Origin of the sequence: Bdellovibrio bacteriovorus HD100 (assembly GCF_000196175.1) — a bacterium.
GTDB lineage: Bacteria > Bdellovibrionota > Bdellovibrionia > Bdellovibrionales > Bdellovibrionaceae > Bdellovibrio > Bdellovibrio bacteriovorus.
The window spans coordinates 2,198,211-2,214,892 of sequence record NC_005363.1 but is presented as its reverse complement, the minus strand read 5'-3'; the positions used below and the strand labels follow the sequence as shown (position 1 = coordinate 2,214,892).

Genomic DNA, 16,682 nt, shown 5'->3' with positions numbered 1-16,682 from the left:
AAAACTATGTTGAAGATTCACAATTCCCAAAGCAAGCAGCTTGAAGATTTCACACCACTGACGCCGGGACAGGTGAAAATGTATGTGTGTGGTCCGACGGTGTATAACTTCCTGCACGTGGGGAACTTCCGCGGGCCGGTAGTCTTTAACATGGTTCGCAACTGGCTGGAACATCTGGGTTACAAAGTGACCTACGCCCTGAACTTCACGGACGTTGATGACAAGATCATCAACCGTGCGAACGAGCTGGGTATGAGTCCGACGGAATTGTCTGAAAAATACATCGCTGAATACAAAAAGGATTTTGCGAGCCTGGGCCTTCGCCCGCACGACATGAATCCGAAAGTGACTGAGCACATGGACGACATCCGCTCCATGGTGGAAAGTCTGGTCAGTCAGAAAAAAGCCTACGAAGCGCAAGGCGATGTTCTTTACTCCATCGAATCCTTCAAGGACTACGGCAAACTGAGTGGTCGTAACACCGACGACTTGCTGGCGGGAGCGCGAGTGGAAGTCGACGAAAAAAAGCGCAACCCAATGGACTTTGCTCTGTGGAAAGCGGCAAAACCGGGTGAAGTGTCCTGGCCATCTCCTTGGGGCCCGGGTCGTCCGGGCTGGCACATTGAGTGCTCGGCGATGATCAAAAATCTTTTCGGCGATCAAATCGATATTCACGGGGGCGGCATGGACTTGATCTTCCCGCACCACGAAAATGAAATCGCGCAAAGTGAAGGCTGCACCGGCAAAGCCTTCGTAAAATACTGGATGCACAATAACATGCTGAACTTCGGCGGACAGAAAATGTCCAAGTCCTTGGGGAACATCGTGACCATGCGAGAATTCCTGGAGATGTATAACGCCGAGATCTACAAATGGATGATCCTGTCTGCGCACTATCGCACCTTGAGTGACTTTGGTGATGAAGCCGTTGAGCGCGCCGTCGGCGGGTTGTCCCGTGTGTACTCTGCGCTTTCCATGGCTGAAAGCTATCTGACTCCGGAAGTGACTCAGGAAGATGCTGCTTTTGCGAAAATCACGCAAGACGCCTGGAAGAAAGTGGAAGAAGCCATGAATCATGACTTCGGAACTCCGGACGCGTTTGCGGCGATGTTTGAAGTGGTTCGTCAGTTCAATGCCCAGGTTCGCCGTGGCATGAAAGCGAATCCTGCGATTCAAGGCAAAGCGCTGGCCTTCCATAACTTCGTTCGTAAAATGGGATCGATGATGAGCTTGTTCCAGGAGCCGGCTCACGCGTTCCTGATCAAGCTTGATGATATGTTGCTGAAGAAAATGAACCTGGAAAGATCTGCAGTGGATGCTTTGGTTGCAGAACGGGGTGAGGCTCGCGCAGCGAAGGACTTTGCGAAGTCTGATGAATTGCGCGCGAAAATCACGGCATTGGGTATTTCTGTCAGCGACACTCCGGAAGGCAGCTTCTGGGAAGTGACGAAGTAATCAGCTCTTTGATTATTCGCCACCGGTATGAAAGCTCTGATGCGATCCGCCGCCGCTACGATGGCGGACGCTGTCATGAGTTTAAAGCCCCGCGATAATCGAATTCAAATCCGGTTTTGAGATCGGCATTTTGCCGCTGTCGCGGGTGTTTTTGCTGACAACTCCAAAGGGGATGTCGCCCCACCAGCGTTCGACCAATGTTCCATCGGCCATGGTCATGCTCATCTTGCAGGTATCATAGGTGCCCGCCGGGGCGCTTAGTTTTTCCAGGGTTCCGCCGTTTTTCTCGCAATCAGCGATCAGGGCTTTGTATTTTTCAGGGGAGTAGAGGTCTGAGATCTCAATCGTTTCGCTGGATGTGTCAGTTCCGACGACGGCTTCTATTTTGATTTTCCAGGAGTTCTTTTTCTCGTCGTGGCCGATGACTTCTTTAGTGATTTTAACGGCGTTGGTTTCGCCGTTGACGGTGCTTAGGGTGCCTGTCCAGGAAACTTTGTCGCCGACATTGGGATAGGCCAGAGCGGCGCTGGCAAAGACAGTTGTAAAAGTTGCCAGTAAAGATTTGGTAAACATATAGCCTCCTTCAATGGAATGCCACTAGCATGGCATCCAAAGAAAAAGGCTGAAAGTCCAAGACCGAATCAGGTGCTAAAGTACAGGCTTCACTTTGCCGCAATCAGCAGAAATAAATTTACCCTGATAGCGGACTTGAGTGTTGCCGCCTTTGCTGGTTTTGCCGTTCATCAGCCCTTCGTATTCATTGCTGGATTTGGCATTCCACTCAAAGTCACCCTTGGCGTCGTCTTTAGGACAGTCAAAAGTTCCCGCCAGTTTTTTTGCTGTTTGGGTGGTGATCTTGGTGGTGCAGGCCTTGGTGCCTTCCATCACTTTGTTGGGATTTTTCAGCATGTCAGCTGTGTAGCAGATGCGATAACCGTTTTTTGTGACGGGGATTTTGTCAGATCCTGCCAGCATGGCTTCCATCTTTTTTCTTTGCTCCGGTGGCAGTTGTTCCAGGGCTTTATTCATTTCAGCCATGGGATCAAAGGCCTTTCCGTCCAAAGTCATCTGCATTTTCACTTCCCAAAGGCCTGGTTTGATATCAAAGGCTGCAAATGTTGTGGAAGCTGTGCAAAGTGCGGTGAGCAAAATCAAAAACTTCATGGATCCTCCGGTTATTGGGGTGTCAGTGTCAGTTCGTACTTTTTGTTTTTTTCAATGTCTTCGGCCGCCATGTATTGCGGGCGGTATTTTCCATCCAGGAACATCTGCACCTGGTCTTTGTAGAATGGTGACAGCATATGTCCGGAGATGCCAATAGGGTTAATGCCCCAGCTGGTTTGTGGGCGGGCAAAGTCAATCACACGACGAGTGGATGGGCCGGCCACCACTTGGAAGTCACCACCAAGCCCGCGCATCTTGTTGTTGTTGATTTCATTGTAAGCACCCGGCATCGGGTAAGGTCCCAGGTTGAAAAAATGATCCAGTGGGAAGCTGCGACCCAGCGGATGTTTGTATTCCACCGTGTGCAGTTCCCCCCAGGGGATGTCCTGCACCTTTTCAATCGCGTTCAGGAAGGCTTGCGTGATCAGTTGATCCTGATTGCGGTCTTTCCACCAAGGCGAGCTATCATCCAAAACGGCGCGCTCATAAAAGGCCCAGGCATAGGGAGTGGTCAGATAGGTGGCCTTCATCTCTTCCGGCACATCTTTGAGCAGCAGCAATACCAGTTCGTTGTTCCACTGGTGGTAAAGGCTGGCTTCCACGGATTGGGTGTCTGAACGCAAATTCCAGTTTTTCAGGGCATTGAGTTCATTTTCGTATTTCAGATTCTGCGCTTCATCCAGTTGCAGATGATCGTTCAGTTTGTCCAGGAGCTCGCGGGTTTTGTAGTTGAAGTTATCTGTTTGCAGGGTGCGCACGTCATCAGCACTCCACAGGTCTTTTTCGCCCAAGGCGCGCACCAGGGTTTGATAGCGGTCGTCGGACTGCCAGTCGCCGCGAATGTTTTCAGCGATTCCTTCGGGGCGGGAATTGGCCGTGACGATGATACCGTTTTCAGGGTTCACCATGTGGGGTTTGTCAGCCCATGCGAGCACACGCTCGTATTCATCCAGGCCCGAAGCTCCATCCAAAATCATATCCGAGTTCGGGTTTTTCTTAATCGCAATATCACCAAAGATCCACCACGCGATATTTTTCGCATCCGCATACATGACATTCAAGCCGGGGGCCGTTCCGTATTGCAGAGCCTTTTCAAAGTCCGCCATGTTCGGCGCTTTGCCCATTTCAAAAAGGGCTTTCATCGGATTGTTTTCCGGGCGATGATAAGCCCATTTCAACGCCAGACCTTTGCGCTTCAGGGTTTCATCCATGATGGGACCGTGATTTGTCTCGATCATGTTCAGCACCAGATCGTCCGCATCCTTGATTTTGATGGTTTCAGTCCATTCCTGATAAGGAACTTCCTTACCCATAAAGACGGCGGTCTTTTTTTCTTTGTTCAGAGTTTCAGCGTACAAATCCATATCGTCAGAAAGCGACATGGTGAAGCCCCAGGCGTGCTGCCGGCTGTGGCCCAGGATTGCAAACGGCACCAAGGGCAGATAGTGGCCGTAAAGTTCAAATTCTGGAGTCTGAATATGCGCTTCAACCCAGGTTGCGGGGTGAGAAAAACCAATGTGAGGATCATTGGCGAAGATACTTTTGCCAGACTGCGAGCGGCCTGGTCCGATCAGCCACGCGTTGCTGCCTTCAAAGGAAGCCGTGAAAAGATTTTCGGTCAGCAGTTCAAATGGCGTGAATCCCCCCTGAAGACCGGATATTTTTAGAGGTGCTTTCAATGGCACATTGCGAAGGCCCTGGAAGGATTCCGGAGACAGCTTTCCGGCAAGTTCGGTCATCAGGGGATCGGCTTTCAAGGCAATACCAAAGCTATAGGCCATGTGACCGGTCATGATATAGGCATCCAATGGTGAGAAGGGCTGGGGTTTTATTCCGACCAAAGCCATTTCATAAGGGGCCTTTTGAGTGCTGATGTACTGATTCACCCCTTCAAAGTAAGCCTCCATCTCGTCCCACATGGTCTGATCAAAGCGGCCTTCGGCTTTTTCCTTTTCAAGCATGCGCTCAACAGAGCGGCGAAGCATCAGGCTGCGGTACAGTTTGTCGCTGGGAAGGGCCAGTTCACCAAAGACCTCGGCCAGCGTCCCTTGGGTCATGCGACGGGACAGCTCCATTTGGAAAAGTCTTTCACTGGCCATGACAAAGCCCAGTGCTTTCAGGGCATCTTTTTTGGTGGACGCCTTGATGTGAGGAATGCCGTATTGATCCCGAATTACGGTCACGGGCTTCGTCAGCCCTTTAAGAGGCAAGGTGCCTTCCATAGGAGGCAGGGACTGACGCATGAAGAAGTAAACCCCCAAGCAGAAGACGGTAACCAGGATGAAGAATACGAGAAGGCTTCGTTTGAGTGTTTTCATCCCTCAACTGTCGGCGGGGTCCGGTGGGGAGGCAAGAAAACCTTTAATTGCCACCTCGCATATAACGCAGAGTAGGGCCAAAAAATGGCGGGTACTTTTTTACGATCGTGCTATCCTTGGAGGGATGGCCTCTGCATATAAAAAGAACTTTCAATTGGTGTCCGAGTTTAAACCTTCCGGTGATCAGCCGAAAGCAATTGAGCAGATTGCTGAAAACTTCAACGCAGGTTTGAAGCACCAGACACTGCTGGGTGTGACCGGGTCGGGCAAGACCTTCACGATGGCGCACACCATTGCAAACTTGAATCAGCCCGCGCTGGTGCTGGCTCCGAATAAAACTTTGGCAGCGCAATTGTATGCGGAGTTTAAAGAACTGTTCCCGCACAATGCCGTGGAATACTTTGTCAGCTATTACGATTACTATCAGCCGGAAGCTTATATTCCTTCCACTGACACCTATATCGAAAAAGATTCGGCTATTAATGAACAAATCGATCGCATGCGCCACTCGGCGACACGTTCATTGTTTGATCGTCGTGATGTGATCATCGTCAGCTCGGTGTCATGCATTTATGGTTTGGGTTCGCCCGAGGCCTATGAAGGCATGATGATCCAAATCGTCTCCAACACCTCGATGAAGCGCGATCACCTGCTGCGTGAGTTGATCCGTATTCAGTATCAGCGCAACAACGTGGACTTCTCGCGCGGAACAGTGCGAGTGCGCGGCGACAATGTCGAAATCTTCCCTCCGTATGAAGAAGAGCGCGCCGTGCGTGTTGAATTCTTCGGCGACTATATCGAGCGCCTTTCCTGGATTGATCCTTTGACCGGGCAGATTCTGGAAGAACTTGACCAGATTGGTATTTATCCGGGAAGTCACCACGTCACCAGTGATGATTCATTAAAACGCGCCATTAAAACCATTCAGGATGAACTGCGCGATCGTCTGGTGCAGTTGAATCAGGAAATGAAACTGCTTGAAGCCCAGCGACTGGAACAAAGAACTTATTACGACATCGAGATGATGGAACAAATGGGTTTCTGCCAGGGGATTGAAAACTATTCCCGCCACATGACGGGGCGGGGGCCGGGGGAGCCTCCTCCGACGCTGCTTGAATATTTCCCGAAAGATTTTGTTACTTTTATCGACGAGTCCCACGTCACTGTGCCCCAGATCGGGGGGATGTATCGCGGGGACCGTGCGCGCAAAATGAATCTGGTCGAACACGGCTTCCGTCTGCCGTCAGCGCTGGACAACCGTCCTTTGAACTTCCAGGAGTTCGAAGCCATGATGGACAAGGTTGTCTATGTGTCGGCGACGCCGGGCACTTATGAGCTGCAAAAATCCGAAGGGGTTATTGTTGAGCAGATCATCCGACCGACCGGTTTGATTGACCCGATCGTGGAAGTTCGTCCGGTAAAACATCAGGTCGATGATCTGCTGAAGGAAATCCGCATCCGCGTCAGCAAGCAAGAGCGTGTCCTGATCACAACCCTGACCAAACGCTCGGCCGAAGATCTGACCGAGTACTATGAAAATCTGGGCATCAAGGTCAAATACCTGCACAGCGAGATCGACACCATGGAGCGAATGGAAATCCTGCGCGATTTGCGTCTGGGGGTTTTCGACGTTTTGGTGGGGATCAACTTGTTGCGAGAGGGCCTGGATATCCCTGAGGTCAGCCTTGTGGGAATTACCGATGCCGATAAAGAGGGCTTCCTGCGTTCAGAAAGATCCCTGGTGCAAACCATCGGTCGTGCGGCCCGCAACCTGAATGGCCGGGTGATTCTGTACGGAGACACCGTCACTGAAAGTATGGAAAAAGCCATCAATGAAACCGAACGCCGCCGTCGTATCCAGAGTGAATACAACGAGGCCCATGGTATTACGCCTCAGTCTGTGAAAAAACGCATCCGTGATGGTCTGGGCGAAATGTTTGATGGAACAGTTTCCACACCATTGGGTGGTGAAAACAAGTCCGCCGCCATTATGCAGAAGTTTGCGCAACAGCCCGAGAAAATCCAGCAGGAGATCACCAAACTTCGCGCCCGCATGAAAGAGCTTTCTGCGAATCTCGAGTTTGAGGAAGCCGCGAAGATCCGCGACGAAATCAAACGACTGCAGATTGTGGAGCTGAACGTGCGCAGCGGGGAGATCGAACAGGAAAGTGCGGAGGTCGTCAAGGATGGCCTCAAGTAAGTTCGAGGAAGTTCGCGACAAGGTAAAAGAGTTTCCGACGCAAAGTGGTGTTTATCTGATGAAAAACACCGCCGACAAGATCATCTATATCGGGAAAGCGAAGAATCTTAGAAACCGTGTGCGCAGCTACTTTAACGACAGTAAGGACCACAGTCCCAAGACGCGTTTGCTGGTTTCGAACATCTGCGAAGTTGAATACATTCTGACTAAAACCGAGGTTGAAGCATTTTTGCTGGAAGCCTCGCTGATCAAAAAACACCGCCCCAAATACAATATCCGATTGCGCGATGATAAGGCCTATCCTTACATTCGTTTTAGCTGGGGTGATCAGGCGCCAAGACTTTATCTGGCGCGCAAGGTGAAAAAAGACGGGTCTTTGTATTTCGGTCCCTACACTTCGGGTTTGGCCGTGCATGGCACGATCAAGTTTCTGAACAGGACCTTCAAAATCCGCGATTGCACCGATGCGGTCTTTAAATCCCGCACACGTCCTTGCATGACCTATCAGATCGGCCGTTGTACAGCCCCTTGTGTGAAGTACATCACTATGGAAGATTATCGCAACGAAGTCGAAGGGGCGAAGCTGTTCCTGAAGGGGCAAAACAAGAAGGTCATCAAGTCGATGACTGAAAAGATGATGGGCGCAGCGGACGAGGAAAAGTTCGAGGTCGCCGCCCGTTTGCGTGACTCCATTGAGGCCATCAAAGCCATCTTGCAGAAGCAGGCGGTCATCAACGACACCTCCGAGAAAGATCAGGATGCTTTGGGTTACTATGGCGATGAACGGGGTTGTCTGATTGAAACCGTTCACATCCGTGCCGGACGAGTGATCGGCACTAGACCACACTATCTGCCTCACTTTGACCCGAACGACGCCGTCGAAGATCCGCGTGAGTGGCTGGTGGACTTCCTGAATCAGTACTATGAAGACAACTTCATCCCGGACGAGGTTCTGCTGCCATTGGATATTGGCAACGATTTGACCAAGCTGATGGAAGAAGTCCTGAAGGAACGTTCCGGCAGTAAAACCACGGTTCGATTTGCCACCGATGAGCGGGGGCGCAATCTGGTCGACATGGCCCATGAAAACGCCAAGTCTCACTTCCTGAAGTATGTCTCGAAATCCGAAGAAAAGCTGCGGGGCTTGGAGGAGATCAAAGAGCGTTTCAATCTGCCGGAACGTCCGCGTCGTATTGAGTGTTATGATATCTCCACCTTCCAGGGGGCTGAAACCGTGGCCTCTCAGGTGGTGTTTGAGGACGGAGTTCCCGCCAAAGAGCATTATCGTCGTTACAAGATCAAAACTGTTCAGGGGATCAATGACTTTGCCTCGATGTACGAGGTTTTAAGCCGTCGATTCAAACACACAGAATATGATGATCCGCAGCTGATCGTGATTGATGGTGGCAAAGGGCAGTTGTCCCAGGCCATGAAGATACTGGAAGAGATCGGGCGCAAGGACATCCCGGTGGTGGGTCTGGCCAAGGCGCGCACAGAAAGTGATTTCCAAAAGCAGGAAGTGGAGTCGACCGAAGAGCGCTTCTTCCTGCCGGGTCGTTCCAATCCGGTGATCTTTAAGCACAATGCCGAGGCATTATATATTCTGTCGGGCATCCGCGATGAAGCCCATCGTTTTGCCATCACTTATCACCGCAAGCTGCGCGAAGGCACGTCGCTTGAAAGTGAGTTGGATTACGTCGTCGGCTTGGGGGAAAAAAGAAAGAAAGTTCTTTTGACTCAGTTCAACTCTATTGATGAAATCAAAATGGCTGATCCAGAGGAAATTGCAAAACTGAAGGGCTTTAACCGGGTCCTGGCAGAACGTATTTTGCTGCAGCTTAATGAAAGTGAAGAAGAAGAAACTGAGGTTGAAGAGTGAAGAGTCATGCGCTCTTGGTGGGACTGGGGATATTTTTAAGCCGTATCGCGGGTTTGATCCGCGAAAGGGTTTTTGCCCACTACTTCGGTAACTCGGATGCCGGGGATGCCTTTAAAGCCGCTTTGAAAATCCCCAACTTCCTGCAAAATCTTTTCGGTGAAGGCGTGCTGTCGGCAAGCTTCATTCCCGTCTATGCCCAGTTACTGGCAAAAAAACACGATGAAGACGCCGCCAAGGTAGCCTCGGTCATCGGCAGTTTGCTGTTCCTGATGACGTCAGGGCTGGTGCTGTTGGGTGTTCTGGCGACACCGTTTTTGATTGATGTGATTGCGCCGGGGTTCACCGGTGAAAAGCGGGACCTGACTGTTCAAATCGTACAGATCCTGTTCCCGGGTACGGGTTTTTTGGTGATGTCGGCGTGGTGCCTGGGTATTTTAAATTCTCATCGCAAGTTTTTCCTGTCCTATGTGGCGCCAGTGATCTGGAATCTGGCCATCATCGCAGCTTTGGTGATGTGGGGTGGGAAGCAAGGGCAGTTTGATCTGGCCGTGACTGTGGCCTGGGGCCTGGTGGCGGGAAGCTTCCTGCAGTTTGCGGTGCAGTTGCCTTCGGCTTTGCGTTTGGGGAAAAAGATTTCTCCGTCTTTGGATTTAAAGCTTTCTTCCGTTCGTTTGGTGGTGAGAAACTTTGTGCCCGTGGTGTTTTCTCGCGGTGTGGTTCAGGTCAGTGCCTACATCGATAACGTGCTGGCCAGTTTGCTGCCAACCGGAGCTGTGTCCGCCTTGGCTTACGCACAGACTTTATACCTTTTGCCAGTCAGTTTGTTTGGCATGAGTGTGTCAGCGGCCGAGCTGCCGGCGATGTCCCAGGCGACGGGTTCTGACGAAGAAATCCGCCACTACCTGCAAGGACGCTTGAACAAGGGCCTTGAACAGATTGCGTTCTTTATTATTCCATCGGTGGCGGGGTTCCTGATTTTGGGGGACCTGATTGTCGGTGCGGTTTTCCAGACCGGTGAATTCACGGCGCAAAACACCCACTATGTGTGGATGGTCCTGGTGGGGTACACGGTCGGGCTTTTGGCTTCCACATTGGGCCGTCTTTATTCATCGACTTTCTTTTCTTTGAAGGACACCAGGACACCGCTGCAGTTTGCGATTGTGCGGGTGATCTTTGCGACGCTTTTGGGTGCGATGCTGGGGTTCTATGTGCCTCAGGCTTTGGGGTTTGATTCTCAGTGGGGCACGGTGGGTTTGACTGCGGCCGCCGGGATGGCGGGCTGGATTGAGTTCTATCTTTTGCGCAAGTCTTTGAACAAACGCATTGGGCGCACCGGATTGTCTTTAAAGTTCCAGGGTAAAGTGTGGCTGATGGCGTTGCTGGGTGCTGGCGCCGGAGCCCTGGTTGCCAAAGGGTTGTTGGATGCTTCCATTCACGTGATTGCGCGTGCCGCAGTGGCACTGTCCGTCTATGGCCTGCTCTACTTCACGTTGGGTTTTGTTTTGAAAGTAGAGCAAGCTCACAGTTTGTTGCAGAAAGTTCTGCGCCGTATTCGTTAATCACCAGCGCACACCCCAGCCATAAAGCTCGACGACAATGCTGCCGTTCGGGAATGCGAATCTGAGTGCACCGTTGAAATAGCCTTCATACCAAGGGCGGAACTCGACACGGGTCAAACAGCTTTGGCCCGGATACAGATAGTTCGGACATTGGCTCCAGGCCCAGAACGCGGCACCGCTGATATAGACCCCACGAACATACAAAGGCTCATGTCCTGTGTTGCGCAGATAGATATCAGCGTATTGACTCCAATTCACACGCACGCTGCCAAAGTTGTAGTAGTAGTATTGATGCGATTGTGTCTCTATCGTGGATGGAGTGACCGTCACTTCCATCGGTTCGGCCCCAGCGCTCAGCGGCAGGCTAAGACTTGCGGCAAGGAAAATACTTAGTAGAAGCTTCATAAGCACCTCCTGACACCTCTATTTTTTCCCAAGAAGAGATTGGTCGCAAAGTTTTTCAGGAGTATGCTGTTCTTGTCATGAACGAATCAGTCTGGTCACCGATGAAAATTTCAATCTATCGATCCTTCTGGATCTGTGCCTTTTTGTCGAATCTGGGGACCTGGATTCAGGATGTGGCAGCCAGTTGGGTGATGACACATTTGTCGACATCACCTCTGATTATTTCTTTGCTTTCCTTTACCGGAAGCTTGCCGGTGCTGTTCTTCAGCATCCCTTCTGGTTATTTGTCGGATCTGGGGCATCGTCGAAAATTGCTTTTGTTCGCGCAATGTCTGATGTGTTTTGCCGCGGGTCTTTTGGCGTACTTGGTTTGGACAGAGCAAGTCACCGAAGTCAGCCTGCTGGGGCTGTCGTTGATCATGGGTGTGGGTTTTGCCCTGGCAAACCCGGCATTTCAGTCGGTGCTGACCGACCTTGTTCCCAACACCATGCAGGCGCAAGCGGTGCTGGTGTACTATATGGGGATTAATATCACCCGGGTTCTGGGGCCTACGCTGGGCGGTGGTATCTTAAGTGGTTTTGGTCCCAGCAGTGCGTTTATGGTGAACAGTATTTCCTTTCTGGGGTTGATTCTGTTTTTCTGGAAGTGGCCGGTGCCGCAGACAGTGGAGTCACAGAAGCAAAAGGTTCGCATTCAAGACAGTGACTGGAAACCGCTTCTTTCTTTGCACAACATGAAACTGTGGGTGGAGATTTTTCTTGTCACCTTTTTTGCGTCTTCCCTGTGGGCGCTTTACCCTACGCGCGGGCGTATTGAGCTGCAACTGAGTTCATTGCAATACGGATCGCTTCTGGGATTCCTGGGGCTTGGTGCCTGTGTCAGTGCCTTCTTGTCGGGAAAGATCATGCATCCGGATCGCACGCAAAGGTCTTTGGCTGGATCGTATGTGATTTATGCGGTGGGGATTTTATTGCTGGGCCTTGCGCCCGGTTACATGCTGATGTGTGCAGCGATGTTCTGTGGCGGAGTCGGCTGGCTGGTTCTTTCGACTTTGATGAACATGAGCTCCAGGCAGATCACCGGCACCTCGCAATTGAAAGCGACAATGCTGGGGGTGTTCTTGGCGGTGTTCTATGCCGGTATGGCACTGGGAGCGATTTCCTGGGGAGCCGTGGCGCGTGTGGGTTCCACATCCGTGGCCCTGGTCATGGCTTCCGTGGGATTGGGGCTGATCGGATTTTACAAAGGGCTTAAAGACTTCGCGCGCGGTTAGTGCACGCGATGATTTTCTTCTTTGATCAAAGCACAGCACGGGCAGGATGCTTCTTCGGAAAGCACTGCGAATTCATTCAATTGTTTATAGCTGAATTCCAGAGCTGTGCCGCAGGCTTCACAGTTGTTGATGGCTTTGCGGAAGGCTTCGCGCTTCATGAATTCTTCAGTCGGGATGATGTTGAATTTGAATACTTCCATGTGATGCCTCCTGTTTGTGCGTGATATCTTTCTTATCGGTAAAGTTTGTCTCAACTTGAGACAAAAAAGCGGGTTTTGGCTCCCTTTGGCAGTGCATTAACCCCGGTTTTTGGTGTCTCCGAACTAAGGTCCAGATACAATCGGCGCCATGAAAGACTACATCCAGTATCTTCAAGACGTTCTTGGTCTGCAAAATGTCATGCTCGCTCCGGAACAAGCCGGGGCTGAGGCTGCCAAGACGCAGTTTTTCACTGCCAAGGGGCCGTTCACGGTCTCGGAACTTCGCCATTATGAGTTGGTGTTTTTAAATATCCTGACGCAGAGTAAAGAAAGCCTGTTCCTGCCGGAAGTGAATGATCTTTACTCCAAGATGAAGGCGGCGATGAAGCTGCGCAATCTGCAGGTGCTTGAGCTGGATTGCACGGTGGAAGACCGTTCGCAACTGCCCTCAGAACTGGCGAAAATCTGTGAAAGCAAAGTGGTGGTTGTCTATAGCTCGTTCCCGAAAGACATCGGTGAGCTGATCTTTAAGGGTCCGGGCAAGTGGCTTGAAACTTACAGCCCGGCCTATCTGCTGGAAGACCCGGCCGCCAAAAAAGTCGTGTGGAATGACCTGCAAAAAGTAATGAAGGAGCTCGGAGTATGAAGTCTTTGATGCTGATCCTGTTTGTGTCTTTGCTGTCGGTGGTTGCCAAAGCGGACTGTACGACGGCGATCACCATCAACGAGGCCATTTCGGCCAGCACCTCTGATTATCTGGAGCGCGCAGAAAAGCGGGCCGTTGAGGATAAATGCAGCTCTCTTTATCTGCGTATCAATACTCCGGGGGGCAGTCTGCAAAGCACGCGTTTGATTGTTGAACGCATTCTGGCTTCACCAGTTCCGTACTTGTGTCTGATTGCTCCTCGCGGGGGGCATGCTGGCAGTGCGGGGGCCATTATTCTGCAGGCCTGTCATGTGAATGGTGGAATGACTGCCACCAATATTGGGGCTGCAACACCGATTCTGGGAACGGGTGAAAAGACGCCGGAAGATCTGCGCAAGAAACTGATCAACGACACCGTCAGCTGGATGGAAGGTGTGACGAAACTTCGCGGCCGCAGTTTGAAGTTCTCTAAAGAAATTATCACCGAGGCCAAATCACTTTCCAGCGAAGTCGCGCACGCGGAAGGGGCTTTGGATATTCTGGCCGCCACGGAACTGGAGTTTCTGCAACAGGCGCAGGGGCGCAAAGTTGTGGTGGGAGAAAAGAAAGAGCCCTCTGTTGTGGCGGTTCATGACCTGCGCGAATTTGTGCCGGATCTTCGTTACAAAGTCCTGAGTTTTATTGCGGATCCCGAGTTTGCTTACCTGCTGTTTATGGGAAGTTTGGCTTTGTTGTATGTCGAAGTCACCAATCCGGGCTTGATTGCGCCGGGTGTGATCGGGGGGATCGGTCTGGTGCTTTCCATGGTGGCTTTCCATAAACTGGATGTCGCATGGGGAGGACTGGCTTTGATTTTGTTGGGCGTGGCCTTCCTGATTGCGGAGATGTTCATCCCTAGTTTTGGTGCATTGGGTATTGGCGGACTGATTGCCGTGTTTGTCGGGAGTGTGTTTTTATTTGATGCGCAGACAACGGGGTATACATTGCCAATTTCTTTGATTGTTTCTGTGGTGGGGGTTCTGGGGATCTTCTTCCTGGGTTTGGGGTATCTTGCAGTGAAGACGATTCGCTTGCGCACCCAGGATACGGATGCGCAGATGCAAAGCCGTGATGGCATCGTGATGACGGTGGAAGGCAACGGACACAGCGGTCAAGTTGAGATCATCGGAGAGATCTGGAAGTTTGTGTCTGAAGACTCACTAGCCCCCGGGGACCGCGTGCACATCACCGGGCGCCAGGGTCTGACGTTGAATGTGAAAAAAAACAAATAAGGAGATAGCAGCATGGAATTTATAATTGGTTTAATCGTCATCGGCGGCATTATTGGCAGCTCGATGATCAAGATCTTGAATGACTGGGAACGCGGCGTGGTTTTGCGTCTGGGTAAGGCTGTGGGCGTGCGTGGTCCGGGCTTGATTCTGTTGATTCCGTTCGTTGAGCGCATGATCAAGATCGACACCCGTACTATCACCATGGACGTTCAGCCTCAGGACGTGATCACAAAAGACAACGTGTCCATGCAGGTGAATGCGGTTGTTTATTTCAAAGTGATTTCTCCGATGGAAGCGATCACTAAAATCGAAGACTACTACTTTGCAACCAGTCAGCTGGCGCAGACCACTTTGCGTTCTGTGATGGGTCAGTACCATCTTGATGACGTGCTGGAGCATCGTGACAAGATCAATGCCGCTTTGCAGGTGATCCTGGATAAGGCGACTGAATCCTGGGGAATCAAAGTGACGATGGTTGAAGTGAAACAAATCGACCTTCCAAAAGAAATGCAAAGAGCCATGGCCCGCGAAGCGGAAGCTGAGCGTGAGCGTCGTGCAAAAGTCATCAGCGCGGAAGGGGAAGTACAGCGTGCGCAGAAGCTTCAGGAAGCTTCCAACACTCTGGCGGGATCTCCATCAGCCCTGCAATTGGCTTATTTGCAGACTTTGACGGAAATTGCTGGTGATAAATCCAACACGATCCTGTTCCCGTTGCCTCTAGACATGATTAAACCGTTCATGGAGATGACGAAAAAGGAAAACTAGACTTTCATCGCTGGACCACTGTTGGTTTAATAGAGGGGGTAAAGCAAGACGCTTTATCCCTATTTTTTTGCTCTACGGATGGAGTAACAACAGTGAAGCTCGTTTTTGCAGCGTTGATCTTCAGCATTGGTTTGGTCAGTTTCACATCAGAGGCCCGCGCGGAAGATAAAGAAATTGTGCGTGTGCGCTTAAGCTCATTGGCGGGTAAAATTGCCTTTAGCGGGACGGGTTTGCAGTTTCAGAACCTGACCCAGAATTTCCGTCCGGTGGCGATTCCCAATTCATCTTCTGCCGAAGTTCGAGTTCTTTCCAAAGGCTCCAAAAAAATCTGGGCCCTTCGTATCAACAACAAAGACCCTGAACACCTTTTTACCGACAAGTACCTGATGATCCAGGGGCACAATCTGCGAGCCGGATCGCAGGCTCTGCCGGGCCGGGTTTTGCTGAGTTTGAACTCTGAAAGACATATTGATGTCATCGGCGTGATGCCACTGGATGAATACATCACCGGGGTTCTGGCCAGCGAAATGCCCTTGTCCTGGCCTCTGGAAACCTTGAAGGCTCAGGCTGTGGCGGCAAGATCCTATGCCCTGGCGGTGATCAATGAACGCAAAGACAAAGCCTATCATCTTGAAAGCAGTGTGCTGGATCAGGTGTTTCGTCATGTGGTGGCGGAAGACCGCCAAAGCCCTTTGATTCAAAAAGCGCTGCAGGCCGTGGAGTCGACCAAAGGAATCAAGCTTTTGGGGAATAAGGACCGCGTGCTGAAGGCCTTCTATCATTCCGACTGCGGTGGCAAAACCACGACGTCCAAGAATGTCTGGAACTATGGTGTGAACACCGGTGTGGTGGTGGACAGCTCTTGTCCCACGAACCCGCGGGGGCACTGGAAGTTGGCACTGACGAAAATGGATTTGCAAAAGCGTTTGAAGGTTGAGGACTTCAGTGAACTGAAGCTTGAACGAAACCCGGCGGATCAAAGGATCAAGTCTGTGCGTGTGGCATTCAATGGCCTGCCGGACAAGGTGATTTCAGCCAATGAATTCCGTCAGGCGCTGGGTTTTCAGGATCTGCGCAGTGCTTTGTTCGATATGAAGAAAACCGGGGATCGGTTCCTGTTCGAGGGCCGGGGTTTTGGTCATGGCGTGGGTCTTTGTCAGTGGGGCAGTCGCGCTCTGGGGCAGAAGGGATATTCCTTCCGTCAGATTTTAAAACACTATTATCCATTGGCGGGTTTGAGTGGTGCGACGCTGGTCGCGCAAGAGACTGTTCAGAAATAAAAAAAGGGCCTGTAAGCCCATTTCAAGAGTTCGCGGATAAAGTTTTTTTGGAAGTTCTATTCTTAGAATGCCAAGAAAACGCGGGCAGCAAACATGAATACTGCGCCCAGGATCAATGCGTTTGTTGCTGTAACAGTCATCTATAATTCCTTGTTTAAATTGATACATCCCATTTCGGTAAGATGAGGGAAAATCTTAAATATTTCTTTTTTCGTCGAAGTTTTAGGCGGCTCAGGATGTGACAGTGGTGCCCCTTTTGCGCACCT

Annotated in this window: 14 protein-coding genes; 9 read left to right on the top strand and 5 right to left on the bottom strand. The window is 51.1% G+C overall.

Annotated elements, in window-relative coordinates; all coding sequences use genetic code 11:
- Window positions 1-6 precede the first annotated feature (6 nt).
- Window positions 7-1,455: a cysteine--tRNA ligase gene (gene cysS, locus BD_RS10600; RefSeq protein WP_011164742.1), complete on the top strand. Its 1,449-nt coding sequence runs from the start codon at window positions 7-9 to the stop codon at window positions 1,453-1,455.
- A gap of 81 nt (window positions 1,456-1,536) precedes the next feature.
- On the opposite strand, the gene BD_RS10595 is transcribed toward cysS, so the two are convergent.
- The 3 genes from BD_RS10595 to BD_RS10585 form a co-directional block, all read right to left on the bottom strand.
- Entirely contained in the window at window positions 1,537-2,028 is a 492-nt protein-coding gene (locus BD_RS10595) for a hypothetical protein (protein WP_011164741.1), read from the bottom strand.
- 75 nt (window positions 2,029-2,103) lie between these two features.
- Entirely contained in the window at window positions 2,104-2,619 is a 516-nt protein-coding gene (locus BD_RS10590; RefSeq protein WP_011164740.1) for a DUF3617 domain-containing protein, read from the bottom strand.
- An 11-nt stretch (window positions 2,620-2,630) separates the two neighbouring features.
- A complete protein-coding gene (locus BD_RS10585) occupies window positions 2,631-4,937 on the bottom strand; it encodes a penicillin acylase family protein (RefSeq protein WP_231839131.1) in 2,307 nt (768 codons plus the stop codon).
- Window positions 4,938-5,061: 124 nt separating this feature from the next.
- On the opposite strand from BD_RS10585, the gene uvrB reads away from it, so the two are divergent.
- From uvrB to murJ, 3 genes are read left to right on the top strand one after another with little or no spacing between them, the layout of a single operon-like run.
- The gene (gene uvrB, locus BD_RS10580) at window positions 5,062-7,137 is read left to right on the top strand and encodes an excinuclease ABC subunit UvrB (protein WP_041583562.1); all 2,076 of its coding nucleotides are present in this window, start codon (window positions 5,062-5,064) and stop codon (window positions 7,135-7,137) included.
- Window positions 7,124-9,016 carry an excinuclease ABC subunit UvrC gene (gene uvrC, locus BD_RS10575; RefSeq protein ID WP_011164737.1) on the top strand — a complete coding sequence of 631 codons (1,893 nt, stop codon included), beginning with the start codon at window positions 7,124-7,126 and terminating at the stop codon, window positions 9,014-9,016. Before uvrB ends, uvrC begins: the two co-directional genes overlap by 14 nt.
- Window positions 9,013-10,575: a murein biosynthesis integral membrane protein MurJ gene (gene murJ, locus BD_RS10570; RefSeq protein WP_011164736.1), complete on the top strand. Its 1,563-nt coding sequence runs from the start codon at window positions 9,013-9,015 to the stop codon at window positions 10,573-10,575. The genes uvrC and murJ overlap by 4 nt, the downstream gene beginning before the upstream one ends.
- On the opposite strand, the gene BD_RS10565 is transcribed toward murJ, so the two are convergent.
- Window positions 10,576-10,980 (bottom strand): Ig-like domain-containing protein, encoded by a 405-nt coding sequence (locus tag BD_RS10565; protein WP_041583561.1) that lies wholly within the window; start codon window positions 10,978-10,980, stop codon window positions 10,576-10,578.
- Between the two features lie 77 nt (window positions 10,981-11,057).
- Here BD_RS10565 and BD_RS10560 point away from each other — a divergent pair, with 77 nt between their 5' ends.
- Window positions 11,058-12,254, top strand: coding sequence for an MFS transporter (locus BD_RS10560; RefSeq protein WP_011164734.1), 1,197 nt, complete (start codon window positions 11,058-11,060; stop codon window positions 12,252-12,254).
- On the opposite strand, the gene BD_RS10555 is transcribed toward BD_RS10560, so the two are convergent.
- The gene (locus BD_RS10555) at window positions 12,251-12,454 is read right to left on the bottom strand and encodes a hypothetical protein (RefSeq protein WP_011164733.1); all 204 of its coding nucleotides are present in this window, start codon (window positions 12,452-12,454) and stop codon (window positions 12,251-12,253) included. The two genes, BD_RS10560 and BD_RS10555, sit on opposite strands and share 4 nt — an antisense overlap.
- A gap of 148 nt (window positions 12,455-12,602) precedes the next feature.
- On the opposite strand from BD_RS10555, the gene BD_RS10550 reads away from it, so the two are divergent.
- From BD_RS10550 to BD_RS10535, 4 genes are all read left to right on the top strand, one after another.
- The gene (locus BD_RS10550) at window positions 12,603-13,100 is read left to right on the top strand and encodes a hypothetical protein (RefSeq protein ID WP_011164732.1); all 498 of its coding nucleotides are present in this window, start codon (window positions 12,603-12,605) and stop codon (window positions 13,098-13,100) included.
- Window positions 13,097-14,371 (top strand): NfeD family protein, encoded by a 1,275-nt coding sequence (locus BD_RS10545; protein ID WP_011164731.1) that lies wholly within the window; start codon window positions 13,097-13,099, stop codon window positions 14,369-14,371. The genes BD_RS10550 and BD_RS10545 overlap by 4 nt, the downstream gene beginning before the upstream one ends.
- 12 nt (window positions 14,372-14,383) lie before the next feature.
- Entirely contained in the window at window positions 14,384-15,136 is a 753-nt protein-coding gene (locus BD_RS10540; protein WP_011164730.1) for a slipin family protein, read from the top strand.
- A 92-nt stretch (window positions 15,137-15,228) separates the two neighbouring features.
- On the top strand, window positions 15,229-16,416 hold the full coding sequence (locus BD_RS10535; RefSeq protein ID WP_080559003.1) for a SpoIID/LytB domain-containing protein: 1,188 nt from the start codon (window positions 15,229-15,231) through the stop codon (window positions 16,414-16,416).
- The last annotated feature ends 266 nt before the right edge of the window (window positions 16,417-16,682 follow it).